The 16,817-nt window shown below is 49.8% G+C and carries 17 protein-coding genes; 9 read left to right on the top strand and 8 right to left on the bottom strand.

From position 1 onward, the window contains the following. Nucleotides 1-54 precede the first annotated feature (54 nt). A complete protein-coding gene (clcB, locus tag FEK42_RS04460) occupies nucleotides 55-1,347 on the top strand; it encodes a voltage-gated ClC-type chloride channel ClcB (RefSeq protein WP_135492659.1) in 1,293 nt (430 codons plus the stop codon). Here clcB and bioD read toward each other — a convergent pair. The 3 genes from bioD to FEK42_RS04445 all read right to left on the bottom strand — a co-directional run bounded on the left by bioD (nucleotide 1,300) and on the right by FEK42_RS04445 (nucleotide 4,369). Next, entirely contained in the window at nucleotides 1,300-1,995 is a 696-nt protein-coding gene (gene bioD / locus FEK42_RS04455; RefSeq protein WP_130209293.1) for a dethiobiotin synthase, read from the bottom strand. The two genes, clcB and bioD, sit on opposite strands and share 48 nt — an antisense overlap. A gap of 125 nt (nucleotides 1,996-2,120) precedes the next feature. After that, nucleotides 2,121-3,341 (bottom strand): sugar metabolism global transcriptional regulator Mlc, encoded by a 1,221-nt coding sequence (gene mlc / locus FEK42_RS04450; protein ID WP_130209295.1) that lies wholly within the window; start codon nucleotides 3,339-3,341, stop codon nucleotides 2,121-2,123. 134 nt (nucleotides 3,342-3,475) lie between these two features. After that, entirely contained in the window at nucleotides 3,476-4,369 is an 894-nt protein-coding gene (locus FEK42_RS04445; protein ID WP_130209297.1) for a LysR family transcriptional regulator, read from the bottom strand. A gap of 106 nt (nucleotides 4,370-4,475) precedes the next feature. Here FEK42_RS04445 and FEK42_RS04440 point away from each other — a divergent pair, with 106 nt between their 5' ends. The 4 genes from FEK42_RS04440 to FEK42_RS04425 all read left to right on the top strand — a co-directional run bounded on the left by FEK42_RS04440 (nucleotide 4,476) and on the right by FEK42_RS04425 (nucleotide 7,548). Then, nucleotides 4,476-5,729 (top strand): MFS transporter, encoded by a 1,254-nt coding sequence (locus FEK42_RS04440; protein WP_135492660.1) that lies wholly within the window; start codon nucleotides 4,476-4,478, stop codon nucleotides 5,727-5,729. A gap of 413 nt (nucleotides 5,730-6,142) precedes the next feature. Further along, nucleotides 6,143-6,451, top strand: coding sequence for an acid resistance repetitive basic protein Asr (gene asr, locus FEK42_RS04435; RefSeq protein WP_214678558.1), 309 nt, complete (start codon nucleotides 6,143-6,145; stop codon nucleotides 6,449-6,451). Nucleotides 6,452-6,543: 92 nt separating this feature from the next. After that, on the top strand, nucleotides 6,544-6,627 hold the full coding sequence (locus FEK42_RS04430; protein ID WP_000233091.1) for a hypothetical protein: 84 nt from the start codon (nucleotides 6,544-6,546) through the stop codon (nucleotides 6,625-6,627). Nucleotides 6,628-6,726: 99 nt separating this feature from the next. Continuing rightward, on the top strand, nucleotides 6,727-7,548 hold the full coding sequence (locus FEK42_RS04425; protein WP_130209303.1) for a serine protease: 822 nt from the start codon (nucleotides 6,727-6,729) through the stop codon (nucleotides 7,546-7,548). 38 nt (nucleotides 7,549-7,586) lie between these two features. Here FEK42_RS04425 and mdtI read toward each other — a convergent pair whose 3' ends face one another. Together mdtI and mdtJ are read right to left on the bottom strand one after the other, a co-directional pair. After that, complete coding sequence (mdtI, locus tag FEK42_RS04420) at nucleotides 7,587-7,916, bottom strand: multidrug/spermidine efflux SMR transporter subunit MdtI (RefSeq protein WP_130219061.1); 330 nt, start codon at nucleotides 7,914-7,916, stop codon at nucleotides 7,587-7,589. Further along, the gene (gene mdtJ, locus FEK42_RS04415; protein WP_130209307.1) at nucleotides 7,903-8,268 is read right to left on the bottom strand and encodes a multidrug/spermidine efflux SMR transporter subunit MdtJ; all 366 of its coding nucleotides are present in this window, start codon (nucleotides 8,266-8,268) and stop codon (nucleotides 7,903-7,905) included. Before mdtJ ends, mdtI begins: the two co-directional genes overlap by 14 nt. Before the next feature lie 406 nt (nucleotides 8,269-8,674). Between mdtJ and tqsA the strand changes: the two genes are divergently transcribed. Then, a complete protein-coding gene (tqsA, locus tag FEK42_RS04405) occupies nucleotides 8,675-9,709 on the top strand; it encodes an AI-2 transporter TqsA (protein WP_135492661.1) in 1,035 nt (344 codons plus the stop codon). Between the two features lie 24 nt (nucleotides 9,710-9,733). Here the strand turns inward: tqsA and pntB are convergent, their stop codons facing one another. Both pntB and pntA read right to left on the bottom strand, forming a co-directional pair. Continuing rightward, nucleotides 9,734-11,122, bottom strand: coding sequence for a Re/Si-specific NAD(P)(+) transhydrogenase subunit beta (gene pntB, locus FEK42_RS04400; RefSeq protein WP_135492662.1), 1,389 nt, complete (start codon nucleotides 11,120-11,122; stop codon nucleotides 9,734-9,736). A gap of 10 nt (nucleotides 11,123-11,132) precedes the next feature. Then, nucleotides 11,133-12,665, bottom strand: coding sequence for a Re/Si-specific NAD(P)(+) transhydrogenase subunit alpha (gene pntA / locus FEK42_RS04395; protein ID WP_130219055.1), 1,533 nt, complete (start codon nucleotides 12,663-12,665; stop codon nucleotides 11,133-11,135). Between the two features lie 521 nt (nucleotides 12,666-13,186). Here pntA and ydgH point away from each other — a divergent pair. The 3 genes from ydgH to folM all read left to right on the top strand — a co-directional run bounded on the left by ydgH (nucleotide 13,187) and on the right by folM (nucleotide 16,462). After that, a complete protein-coding gene (gene ydgH / locus FEK42_RS04390) occupies nucleotides 13,187-14,131 on the top strand; it encodes a DUF1471 family protein YdgH (protein WP_130209317.1) in 945 nt (314 codons plus the stop codon). A gap of 188 nt (nucleotides 14,132-14,319) precedes the next feature. Then, a complete protein-coding gene (locus FEK42_RS04385) occupies nucleotides 14,320-15,702 on the top strand; it encodes an amino acid permease (protein WP_130209319.1) in 1,383 nt (460 codons plus the stop codon). A 37-nt stretch (nucleotides 15,703-15,739) separates the two neighbouring features. Further along, on the top strand, nucleotides 15,740-16,462 hold the full coding sequence (folM, locus tag FEK42_RS04380; protein ID WP_130209321.1) for a dihydromonapterin reductase: 723 nt from the start codon (nucleotides 15,740-15,742) through the stop codon (nucleotides 16,460-16,462). Here the strand turns inward: folM and FEK42_RS04375 are convergent. Next, a complete protein-coding gene (locus FEK42_RS04375) occupies nucleotides 16,459-16,794 on the bottom strand; it encodes a GlpM family protein (RefSeq protein ID WP_130209323.1) in 336 nt (111 codons plus the stop codon). The two genes, folM and FEK42_RS04375, sit on opposite strands and share 4 nt — an antisense overlap. Nucleotides 16,795-16,817: the final 23 nt, after the last annotated feature.

The following is a 16,817-nucleotide window of genomic DNA, read 5'->3' as shown; positions in this document are numbered from 1 at the left end:
CTGACGTCTTTTCCCGCAAAATAGATGCCCGTGTTTAAATTGCCATTTCTACTCATGCATCATCTACACCTTTACCCGGATCTGCGCACCATGTTTCGTCGTCTGCTTATCGCAACGATAATCGGTATTCTCGCGGCGTTTGCCGTTGCCGGATTCCGTCATGCCATGCTGTTGCTGGAGTGGTTGTTCCTGAGCAATGATTCCGGGAGTCTGGTCAATGCTGCGACAAACCTTTCTCCGTGGCGACGCTTGTTAACTCCTGCGCTCGGTGGTCTGGCGGCAGGTTTATTGCTCATGGGCTGGCAGAGAGTTACGCAGCAACGACCCCATGCGCCGACCGATTATATGGAAGCGTTGCAGAGCGAGGGGCAGTTCGATTACGCAGCAAGCCTGGTAAAATCACTTGCCTCTCTGCTGGTGGTGACAAGCGGTAGCGCAATTGGCCGTGAAGGGGCGATGATTCTGCTGGCGGCTCTTGCTGCATGCTGGTTTGCCCAACGTTTTACGCCGCGTGAAGAGTGGAAATTATGGATTGCCTGCGGTGCTGCGGCAGGCATGGCTGCAGCCTATCGCGCACCGCTTGCCGGGAGTTTATTTATTGCTGAAGTGCTGTTTGGCACCATGATGCTTGCCTCTCTTGGCCCTGTGGTGATTTCAGCCGTGGTGGCATTGCTTGTCAGCAATCTTATTAATCACAGCGATGCATTGCTCTACAGCGTTCAGCTCGAGGTGACGCTGCATGTGCGGGACTATGCGCTAATTATCAGTACCGCCGTACTGGCTGGTCTTTGCGGACCATTACTGTTGAAAATGATGAGCGCCAGTCATCAAGGTTTTGTTCACCTAAAACTGACGCCGCCCTGGCAGTTGGCGTTAGGGGGGGTGATCGTCGGCCTGCTTTCCCTGCTCACGCCTGCCGTATGGGGCAATGGTTATAGTACGGTGCAATCCTTTTTAACCACCCCACCACTGTTTACGGTCATTGCTGCGATCTTCATCTGCAAACTTTTTGCCGTGCTGGCCAGTAGCGGTTCCGGCGCGCCTGGCGGTGTGTTTACGCCAACGCTATTTATCGGGCTTGCAATTGGCATGCTGTATGGACGTAGCCTGGGGTTATGGCTTCCAGGCGGCGAAGAAATGACGCTTTTACTCGGACTAACAGGGATGGCAACTCTGCTGGCTGCGACCACGCATGCGCCAATTATGTCGGCATTGATGATATGTGAAATGACCGGGGAGTATCAGCTACTCCCCGGTTTATTGATTGCCTGCGTGATCGCGTCGGTAATGTCGCGGACCTTACACCCTGACTCTATCTACCGACAGCACACTACGCAGCATGGCTAAGCGGATGTATTGACCCAGTTCTCGCTGTTCAGCTCGGGGCAGATAAGGTAGTTCACCAATGAGCGGTGCCGGGAGTTTTTTACCCAGCACATCAATGATTTCAGCATAATGCGCTAACCCAGGGTTAATACGATTAGCCACCCAGCCAATGAGAGGCAGACCGTCGTTCGCAATCGCTTGTGCGGTCAGAAGCGCATGGTTAATACAGCCTTCCTGAATACCCACCACCATCAACACTGGTAGCTGCTCCTGGACCACCCATTCAGAGAGCGGACGCAGATCATTCATCAGGCTACGCCATCCGCCAGTCCCCTCAACGACAACATGATCAACTTTGTCAGTCAGGTTAGCCAGACCATTTGAAATGAGCGTGTAATTGATTGGACAACTGTGCGCCACGCTACTTTCTTCTTCGCTTAACGCAATGGGATTGACTGCTTCATAAGGCAGTTCAATTGATGAAACACTCTGCAACACCAGGGCATCTTTGTTACGCAGCCCCTCAGGTGTCTCTTTGCTCCCCTTCGCTACGGGTTTGTATCCCGCAACTGTTTTTCCCTGGGAGGCTAACGCTTGTAGCAATGCGCGGGAAACCACCGTTTTCCCTACAGAAGTGTCTGTACCTGTTATAAAGAAACGCTTCAGCATCACTAACTCCACCGTTATGCTTCACTAATATAAGCCAGGAAAATAATTCAACGTGGAAAGTCTAAGTTATGCTTTCTGCACTCAATTTGAGATAGCGCAAATTTTGGTAGAACAGTTAAAAAATGTTAACCCTGCAACAGACGAATCAGCAAAGATCCATTATATAGCGCATCTTTTACCAGCGCGGCCCCTGCCATTGTCCCCTGATTGGTGAACTGAGTGCTCTCAACGCTAATATGCTGGCTGTATGCTGGAAGCGCCTGCTGGCGGATGCTGTCAGAAATCACAGGGAACAGAATATTTGCCGCTTTGCTTAACGGCGAGCCAATCAGTATTTTTTGTGGGTTAAATAAATTCACCATGATGGCCAGAATGCGCCCAACATGCGCGCCTACGCCAGTGATAATATCCTTTGCCAGCAAGTCACCCTGCAACGCCGCATGGCATAATGAATCTACGCTCAAAGGCTGCCCGTGCAACATCGAACTCATTGACTGATTTAGACGTAATTGCGCCAGTTCGAGGATGCTGTCCACACTGGCGATGGTTTCCAGACAACCGTGGTTACCGCAATAACAGCGTTTACCATACGGATCCACCTGGGTATGACCAATTTCTACCAGGCTACTGCTTCCAGCATGTAACAAGTGACCGTCGGTAATCACGCCCGCGCCAACATTGTGATCTATTACCACCTGAATCACATCGCGCGCCCCGCGAGAGGCTCCAAATAATGCCTCGGCCATCGTCCATGCACTAATATCATGCTGAATGTAAACCGGTACACCTGTGTGCTGCTCCAGCGCTTCGCCGAGCGGCATCTCTTTCACATCCTCGTAAAACGGCATCCGGTGCACAATACCATTTTCCGTATCAATAATTCCCGGCAAAGTAATGGCGATGGATGTCAGGCGCTCGAGTTTTTTCTGATGACGGATAAAAAACTGATCAATATGCGCAATGATACGTTCCAGCAAAGGCAATTCATCCTGAAGCGCCAGCTCCTGTGTCTCTTCCACCACCAGCTTGCTGCTTAAATCACGCAGGGCAAGAAAAATTAAACCACGACTGATGCGCAGAGAAAGATAATGCCAGGCTTCTGTTTCCACCACCAACCCCACCGCAGGGCGGCCACGGTTTCCCCCTTCTTTAATTTCTAACTCTTGCACCAGATGCGCTTCTAGCATTTCGCGGACAATTTTGGTGATACTGGCGGGAGCCAGTTGCGCCATGCGGGAAAGGTCGATACGCGAAATGGGACCAAGCTGATCAATCAGGCGATAAACAGCACCCGCGTTGGTCTGCTTTATTTGATCAATATGTCCAGGCTGGTTTTCTGCAACCACCTTATACTCCCTATATTTTCGCGCTCCGAAATAATCTGTAGGCTATGGTGAAACACTTCAATGCGTGCCGTCAAATTTTTACTTAGCCATGTGATTAACAGCACACTTTTCGGGTTTTTTAGCTGAATTTTACCTCACCTGAGAGCATTCAGCAGCTGAATACGAAAGTTTCGCGCTGCCGGACTTTGTTCATGATGCGTCGGCCAGACCAACCACATTTCAGAAACCGCATCTTCTTCAGCAATAGGTATCCAACGCATTTCATTAAGCTGAACACGCTTAAATGAGGCGGGCAAAATCGAAACGCCCAAACCGGCAGACACAAGGCCAATGATGGTCATCGCCTCGCCCACTTCCTGGGTAATAACCGGTGTAAGATTGTAGCGTCGCATCAGGCCCAGAATGTCATCATAAAGCCCTGTCCCAACGTGAGGATCAAAGAAAACAAACGGCTCTTTTGCCAGTTCCGCCAACGTAACTACAGATTTACCGGCTAACGGATGATCGTGCGGAATCATCGCCATAAGCGGTTCATGCACAATTACCGCATGGTTCAACGTCTCCGGCAGCAAAGTATTGCGTAACAGTCCCATATCGAGCGTCCCTTCGATAAGGGGCGCAATTTGCTCGCGGGTATTCATCTCGCGCGTCTGCAAATGGACATCAGGAAATTCGCGGCGAAATAACGATAAGGTATCTGACACTGCGCGAATGAATGGTGCCGATGAGGTAAAACCAATGCGTAACTCTCCCGCCTCCCCCTGATGCAGTCGTTCTGCTCGCGCGGCGGCATCGTCTACCAGAGAAAGAATTTGACGACTATCGGCAAGAAATTGTTTGCCTGCAGCGGTGAGCGCGACGCTTCGATTGGTCCTGGCCAGCAGGCGCGCGCCAATTTGTTGCTCCAACGCCTGAATCTGTTGGCTTAGTGGCGGTTGAGAAATATTCAGGCGCGCAGCAGCTCGACCAAAATGCAATTCTTCTGCAACAGCGATGAAGTAACGTAGGTGACGCAATTCGATATTCATATTTCATACATATTATTTGAGACTATTAATATATTAGACATAACAATTCGATTTTCCTACTCTATTCCTGAGCTAACACAACGCGCATATTTAGTAAGGATTTCAAGTGAGTCGTTCCACAACTGTTGATGGCGCTCCGGCAAGCGCCACTGACAAGCAAAACGTTTCCCAGCCAAACCTGTTCATCAAACGCGGTACGCCGCAATTTATGCGCGTAACCCTGGCGCTTTTTTCTGCCGGACTGGCAACCTTCGCACTTCTCTATTGTGTGCAACCTATCCTTCCGGTTCTTTCACAGGAGTTTGGCTTAACACCCGCAAACAGTAGTATTTCACTGTCAATTTCAACGGCAATGTTGGCTATCGGATTGCTGTTTACTGGCCCGCTTTCCGATGCCATTGGTCGCAAACCAGTGATGGTTACGGCGCTGTTATTGGCCTCCATCTGCACGTTACTTTCGACGATGATGACCAGCTGGCACGGCATTTTGGTGATGCGCGCCTTGATTGGCCTTTCATTAAGCGGCGTGGCTGCGGTGGGCATGACCTACCTTAGCGAAGAGATCCACCCGAGTTTTGTCGCCTTTTCGATGGGGTTGTACATCAGCGGTAACTCGATTGGCGGCATGAGCGGACGCTTAATTAGCGGTGTCTTCACCGATTTCTTCAGCTGGCGAATTGCACTGGCCGCGATTGGCTGTTTCGCACTGGCCTCGGCGTTAATGTTCTGGAAAATTCTTCCAGAATCTCGCCATTTCCGCCCTTCCTCACTGCGTCCTAAAACATTGTTTATCAACTTCCGCCTACACTGGCGCGACCAGGGATTGCCTTTGTTATTCGCAGAAGGTTTTTTGCTGATGGGCTCATTCGTCACCCTGTTTAATTATATTGGCTATCGCTTGATGCTTTCCCCGTGGCATGTCAGCCAGGCGGTGGTGGGTTTATTATCGCTGGTCTATTTGACCGGTACCTGGAGTTCACCAAAAGCCGGAACCATGACCACCCGCTTCGGACGCGGTCCGGTGATGCTGTCTTCGACAGGTGTCATGCTTGTTGGCCTGTTAATGACATTGTTCAGTTCGATATGGCTGATTTTTGCCGGGATGCTGCTCTTCTCAGCCGGATTCTTTGCTGCTCACTCGGTCGCCAGCAGCTGGATTGGCCCCCGAGCTAAACGCGCCAAAGGCCAGGCTTCCTCGCTGTATCTGTTCAGTTACTACGTGGGGTCAAGTATTGCCGGAACATTAGGTGGGGTCTTCTGGCATAACTACGGCTGGAACGGCGTTGGCGCCTTTATTGCGTCGATGCTGGTGGCCGCGATTATAGTGGGTACACGTTTGCACCATCGATTGCACGCCTGAAAAAATAAGCCCGGGCTGAGTAAAATACCCACCCGGGCTTATTGTCTGCTCAACTCAACGTTAATAACCATCCTAAAATAGACGAAGCGCCAGCCAATTCCCGCAGCGCATCTAATGTCATCAGGATAATAAATACCCAAATTAGCGGATTCATTTACTGTGTGTCATTTATTGATGATGCAAAGTAATTCTACCGTTTTGGGAACAGAGAAATAGTAAACTCGATCAAGACTACTGATATTAGTAGGGAATTTACCTTAAGTCACATCGCGTTATTATTTACCAATTTACTTTGTACATATCGTTACATGCCGAAACCAACCACTCACGGAAGCCTCTCATTACCCGAGATATAGTCATTACATCGGCCCCGTAGTGGGGTTGCATAAAAAAACCAAATTGAGGGTATGACAATGAAAAAAGTATTAGCTCTGGTTGTTGCCGCTGCGATGAGTCTCTCTTCTGCCGCTTTTGCCGCAGAGACTGCGACCACACCTGCCCCTGCAACTACTGCCACCAAAGCTGCACCTGCAAAAACCATGCATCATAAAAAACAGCATAAAGCAGCACCTGCCCAAAAAGCGCAGGCGGCTAAAAAGCATCATAAAAAAGCGAAAACCGAACAGAAAGCTCCGGAACAAAAAGCACAAGCCGCGAAAAAACACACCAAGAAACACAGCCATCAGCAACCTGCAAAACCAGCAGCCCAACCAGCAGCTTAAGTTTTCAGCAGCAATAATGGCGCGCCCCCTCGCGCCTGAAAATTACGGCGCTAGACGGATAACGTTTAGCGCCGCCTTAAGCGGAGGGTACTATGGTGGGCCGTTATCGCTTTGAGTTCATTCTTATCATCCTTATTTTATGTGCATTGATTGCCACTCGCTTTTATCTTTTCTGATCGTAGTTATCTGATTTCACTCCCACTTTAATCCCGTCCCGGCTATAGTATTTATGAGGGTTTGCTTTTAATAATCATAATTACCCACCAGAGTGTGATATGCGTACAACCATTGCTGTAGTACTGGGTGCAATTAGTTTGACATCTGCATTGGTATTTGCAGATAAACCTGACAGTCCTGAATCGGCTAATGATGAAGTCAGCACCCTTTTTTTCGGTCATGACGATCGAGTGCCAGTAATTAACACGACCCAATCTCCGTGGGATGCGGTTGGGCAACTGGAGACTGCCAGTGGAAATCTCTGCACGGCCACCCTGATTGCGCCCAATCTCGCATTAACGGCGGGGCACTGTTTATTAACGCCGCCAAAAGGCAAACCAGACAAAGCAATTGCGCTGCGTTTTGTGTCGAATAAGGGGCTATGGCGCTATGAGATCCACAACATTGAAGGCCGCGTTGATCCGACACTAGGTAAACGGTTAAAGGCTAATGGAGATGGCTGGATTGTCCCGCCTGCTGCCGCGCCGTGGGATTTTGGTTTGATTGTGCTGCGCAATCCGCCTTCTGGCATTACACCCTTACCACTTTTCGAGGGAGACAAAGCAGCACTCACCGCCGCATTAAAAACGGCAGGTCGTAAAGTGACCCAGGCAGGCTATCCCGAGGATCACCTGGATACGTTGTACAGTCATAAAAATTGCGAAGTGACTGGCTGGGCGCAAACGTCGGTGATGTCGCATCAGTGCGATACCCTGCCGGGTGACAGCGGTTCGCCGCTAATGCTGCATACTGATGACGGCTGGCAGTTGATTGGCGTGCAAAGTTCGGCGCCTGCGGCTAAGGATCGCTGGCGGGCTGATAACCGGGCTATCTCTGTTACCGGCTTTCGCGACAAACTGGAAGAGTTATCCCGGCAATAGCGTTTAAATGCTGCCCGAAAATACGGGCAGCATAAACATCAGGCGAGTTTCACCATGATCATTCCGGCTAACAACAGGACCAGACCAACCCAGCCTTTGCGGTTTAACCGCTGACCAAACAGGACCCAACCGGCTGCTAATGTGGCGACAATACCAAACCCACCCCACAGCGCATACGCCACTGACAAGTCGATCCCTTTCACTGCCTGGGATAGTGCACTAAAAGCAGCAAGTACCGCCGCCAGCGACAACAAGCCATAGACTTTACGGCGAAAGCCATCAGAAAATTTCAAAAATACGTTAGCAATAATTTCCAGCACTATCGCCAGTGCCAACCAGGCGGCGTGAATCCATTCAAACTGAGCCATGATTCTGCTCCAGCGTAGATTTACGCACTTTACGTGTACCCGATTTGATCAAGACAATCCCGGCAACCAGAGTTGTTAACCCGACAATTTTCATCAGCGATAAACTTTCATCAAATAACAGAACGCTAAACAGCGTAATAAATAAAATACCGATACCTTCCCACAGCGCATAGGCTACGCCTAACGCAATTTTTTTAACGGCGAAAGAGAGAAGTATATATGACAGAGAAATCATCACCAGCATTAAAATAAACCCGCTGTTTCCATCACTGACGCTAGCCCATTTCATAGATAACGTGCCGGTAATTTCTGTGGCAATAGCCAGACCTAATAAAATCCAATAAAAATACATTACCCTTCTCCTGCAAGAGAATTATTTTAATATTCGCTTAATTCAGCGAAAGTAAAGAGGTCAAGCCCAGCGCATAGCGCAAGCTTCGGCAGAAGAAAGGACTAAAGCGCGTTGCGCCAGTGCTGCTCACCTGCGAGCAAGATAGTGGATGAGGTACGAAGATGGGTAAATGTAGAAAATAACGTCCTGAACAAATTGTCCATAAAATTACAATTATCCGCAGTGTTGCTTCTCGTCATCGCGGATGATAATTGTCCTCGGTAGTTGAACACGTCTGATTTGTATCATAGCTTAAGAATTAACTCAAAACATTTTCATTTCTTTACCTGAGTGGTTTGATTTTCGTTATAATGCCGCCGCTAAAAATAAAATATTATTAGCGAAGGAAGAATATACGGGGATAAGCATGGCAAAGCCGATCATCACACTCAATGGTCTAAAAATCGTCATAATGTTGGGAATGCTGGTCATTATTCTGTGCGGTATCCGGTTTGCCGCCGATATCATCGTCCCCTTTATCCTCTCGCTATTTATCGCGGTAATACTTAATCCTCTGGTACAACGCATGGTTCGCTGGCGAGTGCCGCGCGTACTGGCGGTGTCAATTTTGATGACCATTATCGTGATGGCGATGGTGTTAATGCTGGCCTATCTCGGTTCAACACTCAATGAACTGACCCGCACTTTGCCACAGTATCGCAGCTCAATCATAAAACCGTTGCAGGCTCTGGAACCTTTATTACAGCGCGTGGGTATTGATGTCTCAGTTGACCAACTGGCTCATTACATTGATCCGAACTCGGCAATGACGTTGCTCACCAACTTACTGACTCAGTTATCTAATGCCATGTCGTCAATATTTTTATTGTTGCTGACGGTGTTGTTCATGCTGCTCGAAGTGCCGCAACTGCCCGGTAAACTCCAGCAAATGATGGCGCGTCCGGTTGAAGGAATGGCGGCAATTCAGCGCGCGATTGACAGTGTGTCGCATTACCTGGTACTAAAAACGGCTATCAGCATCATCACCGGACTGGTCGCCTGGACGATGCTCGCTGCACTGGATGTTCGCTTTGCTTTTGTCTGGGGATTGCTGGCCTTTGCGCTTAATTACATACCCAATATTGGTTCAGTTCTGGCAGCAATTCCCCCTATCGCTCAGGTACTGGTGTTTAATGGTTTCTACGAGGCGTTACTTGTACTGGCGGGATATCTGCTGATTAATTTGGTCTTCGGCAATATTCTGGAACCACGCATTATGGGGCGCGGGTTAGGACTTTCCACACTGGTGGTTTTTTTGTCATTAATTTTTTGGGGATGGTTGTTAGGACCGGTAGGTATGCTGCTTTCTGTGCCGTTGACGATTATTGTCAAAATTGCACTTGAGCAAACGGCGGGAGGCCAAAGCATCGCCGTTCTGTTAAGCGATCTCAATAAAGAGTGACGGCCTCCGTAGAGGCCGTTGAGGTTACAGAGCTTTGAGGATTGCATCCACGCTGGCTTTGGCGTCACCAAACAGCATGTGGGTGTTCTCCTTGAAGAACAGCGGGTTTTGCACGCCAGCATAGCCGGTGTTCATCGAGCGTTTAAAGACAATCACGTTCTGCGCTTTCCACACTTCCAGAACAGGCATGCCAGCAATCGGGCTCTTTGGATCGTCCTGTGCCGCCGGGTTAACCGTATCGTTGGCACCAATCACCAGTACGGTATCGGTATCAGCGAAGTCATCGTTGATTTCGTCCATTTCCAGCACGATGTCATACGGTACTTTCGCTTCCGCCAGCAACACGTTCATATGCCCAGGCAAACGGCCCGCAACCGGGTGAATCCCGAAGCGCACGTTGATACCGCGCGCACGCAGTTTCTCGGTGATTTCTGCGACCGGATACTGTGCCTGCGCTACCGCCATGCCGTACCCTGGAGTAATGATTACTGAATGCGAGTTTTTCAGCAGCTCCGCCGTCTCTTCTGCGGTGATTTCGCGGTGCTCGCCCACTTCCTGATCATCGCCGGTAGAGGAACCATCAGTGCCGAAACCGCCCGCAATGACGCTGATAAAGGAACGGTTCATCGCCTTACACATAATGTAAGAAAGAATCGCGCCCGACGAACCGACCAACGCACCGGTCACAATCAGCAGGTCATTACTGAGCATAAAGCCCGCCGCTGCCGCCGCCCAACCGGAGTAGGAGTTCAGCATCGACACCACCACTGGCATATCAGCGCCACCGATGGAAGCCACTAAATGCCAACCGAAGACCAGCGCTATAGCGGTCATTATCAGCAATGCCAGCACCTGCAAGCCAACACTATCGGTACGAACAAACACCATCAACAGCAGGAAGGAAACGACCAATGCAGCCAGGTTCATTTTATGGCGGTTTGGCAGCATCAACGGTTTAGACGAAATCTTTCCGCACAGCTTACCGAACGCCACAACCGAACCGGTAAAGGTTACCGCACCAATAAAGATGCCAAGGAACACTTCCGTCAGGTGAATGTTGGCCAGAATCGGTGCCATTCCCGCGTCATGATGCAGATAGCTGTTAAAGCCAACCAGCACCGCCGCCAGCCCCACGAAGCTATGCAGGATCGCCACCAGTTCCGGCATTTCAGTCATTTCGACTTTCTTCGCCAGACGGATACCAATCGCGCCACCAATGACCATCGCAACCAGGATCCAGCCAACATTGCCAGTATCCGGCCCGAAGACAGTTGCAATTAACGCAATCGCCATCCCGGCGATACCGAAGTTGTTACCACGGCGAGACGTTTCATGTTTAGAAAGCCCGGCCAGACTGAAGATAAACAGGATCGCGGCAACAATGTATGCAGCTGTAACTAATCCTCCAGACATATGTTACCCCTTAGTTTTTGCGAAACATTTTCAGCATGCGCTGAGTCACGGTAAAGCCACCGAAAATATTAATGCTGGCGATAAGCACCGCGATAAAACTAAGGAAGCTAACCCAGCCGCCCTGGCCAATCTGCAATAGAGCTCCGACAACAATAATCCCTGAAATCGCGTTAGTAACCGACATCAGCGGCGTATGCAACGCGTGGGAGACATTCCACACCACGTAATAACCTACGACGCAGGCCAGCGCGAAAACGGTAAAGTGTCCGAGGAATTCTTTCGGTGCTACGCTTGCCAACCAGCCGAAAAGGATGATTGCCAGCGCCATCAGCGCATATTTACGCCACGGTGAGCAGGCACATTTTTCTTCGGTTTTAACATCAGGTGCCGCCTTCTGTGCTGCCTGCGGTTGGACAGAAACCTGAATCGGCGGCGCCGGCCAGGTAATTTCGCCAGAACGGATCACGGTCACGCCGCGAATCACCACATCATCAAAATCAACCGTGATATTGCCGTCTTTCTCTTTGCACAACAGTTTCAGCAGATTGACAAGGTTGGTGCCGTAAAGCTGTGAGGATTGCGTCGGCAGGCGACCAGGAAGATCGGTGTAGCCAATCACTTTGACACCATTCTCCGTGGTGAAGATTTCACCCGGCACGGTGTATTCACAGTTACCACCGTTTTGGGCTGCCAGGTCGACAATCACACTACCCGACTTCATAGAATCAACCATTTCACGGGTAATCAGTTTCGGTGCTGGTTTGCCTGGAATAAGCGCGGTGGTCACAATGATATCGACCTCTTTTGCCTGGGCGGCAAAGAGTTCCATTTCTGCTTTGATGAACGCTTCCGACATCACTTTGGCGTAACCATCGCCGCTACCGGCTTCCTCTTTAAAATCCAGCTCGAGGAATTCCGCCCCCATACTTTGAACCTGTTCTTTCACTTCCGGGCGGGTATCGAATGCACGCACAATTGCGCCGAGGCTGTTTGCTGCGCCAATGGCGGCCAGACCTGCAACACCCGCACCAATCACCATCACTTTTGCTGGCGGCACTTTACCTGCTGCAGTGATTTGCCCGGTAAAGAAACGCCCAAACTCATGAGCCGCTTCAACAATGGCGCGATAACCAGCGATGTTCGCCATCGAACTTAACGCATCAAGCGATTGAGCACGTGAGATACGTGGTACAGAGTCCATCGCCATCACCGTCACGTTACGCTCCGCGAGTTTTTGCATTAACTCCGGATTCTGCGCGGGCCAGATGAAGCTTACCAGCGTGGTTCCCGGATTTAGTAACGCAATTTCATCATCTAACGGCGCATTGACCTTCAGAATGATCTCTGACTGCCAGACGTTATTCCCTTCTACAATTTCGGCGCCCGCTTGCACAAACGCTTTATCGTCAAAACTAGCCAGTTGACCTGCGCCGCTCTCTACCGCGACGGTAAAACCTAGTTTCAGCAACTGCTCCACTGTTTTCGGCGTTGCTGCAACACGGGTTTCATTGGTTAACCGTTCTCTTGGTATGCCAATTCGCATGATATTCCCTTCCATCGGTTTTATTGATGATGGTTTGCCTGTGTTTTTGATACACAAGCCGCTCATGTACGAGCTAAATGTTACTCCGTTAAAATAAATTAGTAACAAACGCCTATAACGTACTGAAAATAATGCCTGTGATCTAGCGTCAAAAATCAGTATTTCGGCGTGAACTCGCAAAATATTAACGATTCAGCCTTGATAGCGGGATAAACACCATAGAACACAGGATAATGGGCGATAATTGTCTTTGATAATCAGGTAAAACATGAGATTTCACCGACGCCAGCCACCGGTTAACATTAAATTAACTTATACAATTCAGCCAGTTCAGTCATTCTTCTGTTGTTGTGGCTATTTTTTAAGCGCGATGCTCATTCGATCAGATTTAAAATCAAATCAAGAAGTCTGATATGAAAAAATCACGCAGACAGTTACACACTTTAAATGCAATAATCAGCCACGTTTCTCGTTAATAACAATACCAGTACCTGGTTTGCGCAAGGCGAAGGATTATTTTTATGAAGCTTAAGAACACCCTCCTGGCGTCGGCACTGCTTTCTGCTACGGCATTTTCCGTTAACGCAGCAACAGAACTGACACCGGAGCAAGCGGCAGCGGTTAAACCTTTTGACCGTGTAGTGGTTACCGGTCGTTTTAATGCCATTGGTGAAGCGGTTAAAGCCGTTTCCCGTCGCGCTGATAAAGAAGGCGCCGCCTCTTTTTATGTTGTCGACACTTCAGATTTCGGTAACAGCGGTAACTGGCGTGTAGTTGCCGATCTTTATAAAGCCGATGCTGAAAAAGCAGAAGCTGATAAGAATCGCGTTTTTAATGGCGTTATTGAACTGCCTAAAGACCAGGCTGTTTTGATCGAACCGTATGACACCGTTACCGTCCAGGGCTTCTTCCGCAGCCAACCGGAAGTGAACGATGCCATCACCAAAGCAGCAAAAGCGAAAGGTGCCTACTCTTACTACATCGTTCGCCAGATAGATGCCAACCAGGGCGGCAACCAGCGTATTACTGCGTTCATCTACAAACAAGATGCTAAAAAACGCATCGTCCAGAGCCCGGATGTGATCCCTGCGGATTCTGATGCTGGTCGCGCGGCACTGGCCGCAGGTGGCGAAGCCGCGAAGAAAGTTGAAATCCCGGGCGTTGCCACCACTGCATCACCAAGTGCTGAAGTTGGTCGTTTCTTTGAAACTCAGTCCTCAAAAGGCGGACGTTACACCGTCACGCTTCCTGACGGCACCAAAGTAGAAGAACTGAACAAAGCGACCGCAGCAATGATGGTTCCGTTCGATAGCATTAAGTTCTCGGGTAACTACGGCAACATGACCGAAGTCTCCTACCAGGTTGCTAAACGTGCCGCGAAGAAAGGTGCTAAGTATTACCACATCACCCGCCAGTGGCAGGAACGTGGTAACAACCTGACCATCAGTGCAGACCTGTATAAATAAATAACTATTCAGTATCACATTAAGGCGGCTTTATGCCGCCTTTCAGATTTTTAGCTACAAATTTTCCCGCAACCATTGCATGCCGCCACTTCTCTTCGTAAAATCCCGCGCTTTAGTGGCATTCACCATTTTTATGCGTTTTGCCCTAATATTTATTCTTCTGAACACGTTTTAAACACTGGATATCGATGGAAAAGAAACTGGGACTGAGCGCACTCACCGCGCTGGTATTAAGCTCAATGCTGGGCGCGGGTGTTTTCAGTCTGCCGCAAAATATGGCGGCGGTTGCCAGCCCGGCAGCACTGCTCATCGGCTGGGGTATTACTGGCGCTGGCATCTTATTGCTGGCCTTTGCCATGCTGATCCTGACACGCATTCGTCCCGACCTTGACGGCGGTATTTTTACCTATGCACGGGAAGGGTTTGGCGAGTTAATCGGCTTCTGCTCCGCGTGGGGATACTGGCTATGTGCGGTTATCGCCAACGTCTCTTATCTGGTTATCGTCTTTTCCGCATTAAGTTTCTTCACCGATACGCCGGAACTACGCCTGTTTGGCGATGGTAACACCTGGCAATCGATCGTCGGTGCATCGGCATTGTTGTGGATTGTTCACTTTTTGATTCTGCGCGGCGTACAAACCGCCGCCAGCATTAATCTGGTGGCGACATTGGCAAAATTATTGCCGCTTGGTTTGTTTATTGTGCTGGCGATGATGATGTTCAAACTGGACACCTTCAAGCTCGACTTTACTGGCCTTGCGCTTGGCGTGCCGGTATGGGAACAGGTGAAAAACACCATGCTAATCACACTGTGGGTATTCATTGGTGTGGAAGGTGCGGTGGTTGTTTCTTCACGGGCGCGGAATAAACATGATGTTGGCAAAGCGACGCTTCTGGCGGTGCTTTCTGCACTGGGCGTTTATTTATTGGTCACGCTGCTTTCGCTGGGGGTGGTTGCTCGTCCTGAACTGGCTGAGATTCGTAACCCGTCTATGGCCGGTCTGATGGTGAAAATGATGGGGCCGTGGGGCGAGATTATCATCGCTGCCGGATTGATCGTTTCTGTCTGTGGCGCGTATCTAAGCTGGACCATTATGGCGGCAGAAGTCCCCTTCCTGGCAGCGACGCATAAGGCATTCCCGCGTATTTTTGCGCGCCAGAATGCACAAGCCGCACCGTCTGCCTCGCTGTGGCTGACCAACATCTGCGTGCAAATTTGTCTGGTTCTGATCTGGCTGACCGGCTCTGATTACAACACGTTGCTGACCATCGCCTCAGAGATGATTCTGGTGCCCTATTTCCTGGTTGGCGCATTCTTGTTGAAAATCGCTACTCGTCCACTGCATAAAGCGGTAGGTGTCGGCGCCTGCATTTATGGCTTATGGTTATTATACGCTTCAGGCCCAATGCACCTGTTGTTGTCCGTCGTTTTGTATGCGCCAGGGCTACTGGTCTTCCTGTACGCGCGTAAAACGCATACACATGATAATGTATTGAATCGTCAGGAAATGGTGCTGATTGGCATGCTGTTAATTGCCGCAGTTCCGGCCACCTGGATGCTGGTGGGATAACTTTCGTCCCATCGTTTGCTTGCAAAGGAGATTAACGATGGGGAAAACCCAGCCCTTGCCAATATTAATCACTGGCGGAGGCCGTCGTATCGGCCTCGCTCTCGCCTGGCATTTCATTAATCAAAAGCAACCGGTGATTGTCAGCTATCGGACGCACTATCCTGCCATTGATGGACTGGTTAATGCAGGTGCGCAGTGTATTCAGGCTGATTTTTCAACGAACGACGGCGTGATGGCGTTTGCCGATGAAGTGTTAAAAACCACCCACGGCCTGCGTGCCATTTTGCATAACGCCAGTGCGTGGATGGCAGAAAAACCAGGTATGCCACTGACTGATGTTCTGGCCTGCATGATGCAGATCCATGTTAATACCCCTTACCTGCTCAACCATGCGCTGGAAAGATTACTGCGCGGTCACGGACACGCCGCCAGCGATATCATTCACTTCACCGATTATGTGGTGGAGCGCGGAAGCGACAAACATATTGCCTATGCTGCAAGCAAAGCGGCACTGGATAATATGACCCGTTCATTTGCCCGCAAGCTGGCACCGGAAGTGAAAGTGAATTCTATTGCACCATCGCTGATCCTGTTTAACGAGCATGATGATGCCGAATATCGCCAACAGGCGCTGAATAAGTCACTGATGAAAACCGCGCCTGGTGAGAAAGAAGTTATCGATCTTGTCGATTACTTACTCACCAGTTGCTTTGTAACCGGACGCAGTTTCCCGCTTGATGGCGGTCGTCATTTGCGTTAATGCAGTTTCATCCAGCAAATAATTAGCACCCATGCGCTTAGCCCCCAGCACGCAACAGAACCCACAAAAGCAGCGGGCAAGCGCATGATTCCGGTGAAATACCACAACGACGCCAGATAAACAAAATAGGGAATAATCGACCACATACTGAAAACGATTGTGGCGCGTAAGGCTTCAATCCCACGTTCACTGACAACAATATAATGCGCGATGAGCGCAAAAGTCGGGAAAAGCGGGATCAGCCCGGCGATATAGTAATTTTTCGTTTTGGCTAATACACCAATCAACACCACCACCAGCGCACCAAGCGCGGCTTTGATTACCAGCCCCACTGTTTTACCTTAACACTTCCATA

It is taken from the genome of Escherichia sp. E2748, assembly GCF_005781125.1.
Lineage (GTDB): Bacteria > Pseudomonadota > Gammaproteobacteria > Enterobacterales > Enterobacteriaceae > Escherichia.
This window is presented reverse-complemented; position numbering and strand designations above follow the sequence as displayed.

Bases quoted from the DNA above. Each gene is read 5' to 3' on its own strand.
- folM (WP_130209321.1), top strand. From the start codon at position 15,740: ATGGGGAAAACCCAGCCCTTGCCAATATTAATCACTGGCGGAGGCCGT.
- pntA (WP_130219055.1), bottom strand. From the start codon at position 12,665: ATGCGAATTGGCATACCAAGAGAACGGTTAACCAATGAAACCCGTGTT.
- FEK42_RS04385 (WP_130209319.1), top strand. From the start codon at position 14,320: ATGGAAAAGAAACTGGGACTGAGCGCACTCACCGCGCTGGTATTAAGC.
- FEK42_RS04445 (WP_130209297.1), bottom strand. From the start codon at position 4,369: ATGAATATCGAATTGCGTCACCTACGTTACTTCATCGCTGTTGCAGAA.
- tqsA (WP_135492661.1), top strand. From the start codon at position 8,675: ATGGCAAAGCCGATCATCACACTCAATGGTCTAAAAATCGTCATAATG.
- FEK42_RS04430 (WP_000233091.1), top strand. From the start codon at position 6,544: ATGGTGGGCCGTTATCGCTTTGAGTTCATTCTTATCATCCTTATTTTA.
- clcB (WP_135492659.1), top strand. From the start codon at position 55: ATGCATCATCTACACCTTTACCCGGATCTGCGCACCATGTTTCGTCGT.
- mdtI (WP_130219061.1), bottom strand. From the start codon at position 7,916: ATGGCTCAGTTTGAATGGATTCACGCCGCCTGGTTGGCACTGGCGATA.
- asr (WP_214678558.1), top strand. From the start codon at position 6,143: ATGAAAAAAGTATTAGCTCTGGTTGTTGCCGCTGCGATGAGTCTCTCT.
- FEK42_RS04425 (WP_130209303.1), top strand. From the start codon at position 6,727: ATGCGTACAACCATTGCTGTAGTACTGGGTGCAATTAGTTTGACATCT.
- ydgH (WP_130209317.1), top strand. From the start codon at position 13,187: ATGAAGCTTAAGAACACCCTCCTGGCGTCGGCACTGCTTTCTGCTACG.
- bioD (WP_130209293.1), bottom strand. From the start codon at position 1,995: ATGCTGAAGCGTTTCTTTATAACAGGTACAGACACTTCTGTAGGGAAA.
- pntB (WP_135492662.1), bottom strand. From the start codon at position 11,122: ATGTCTGGAGGATTAGTTACAGCTGCATACATTGTTGCCGCGATCCTG.
- mdtJ (WP_130209307.1), bottom strand. From the start codon at position 8,268: ATGTATTTTTATTGGATTTTATTAGGTCTGGCTATTGCCACAGAAATT.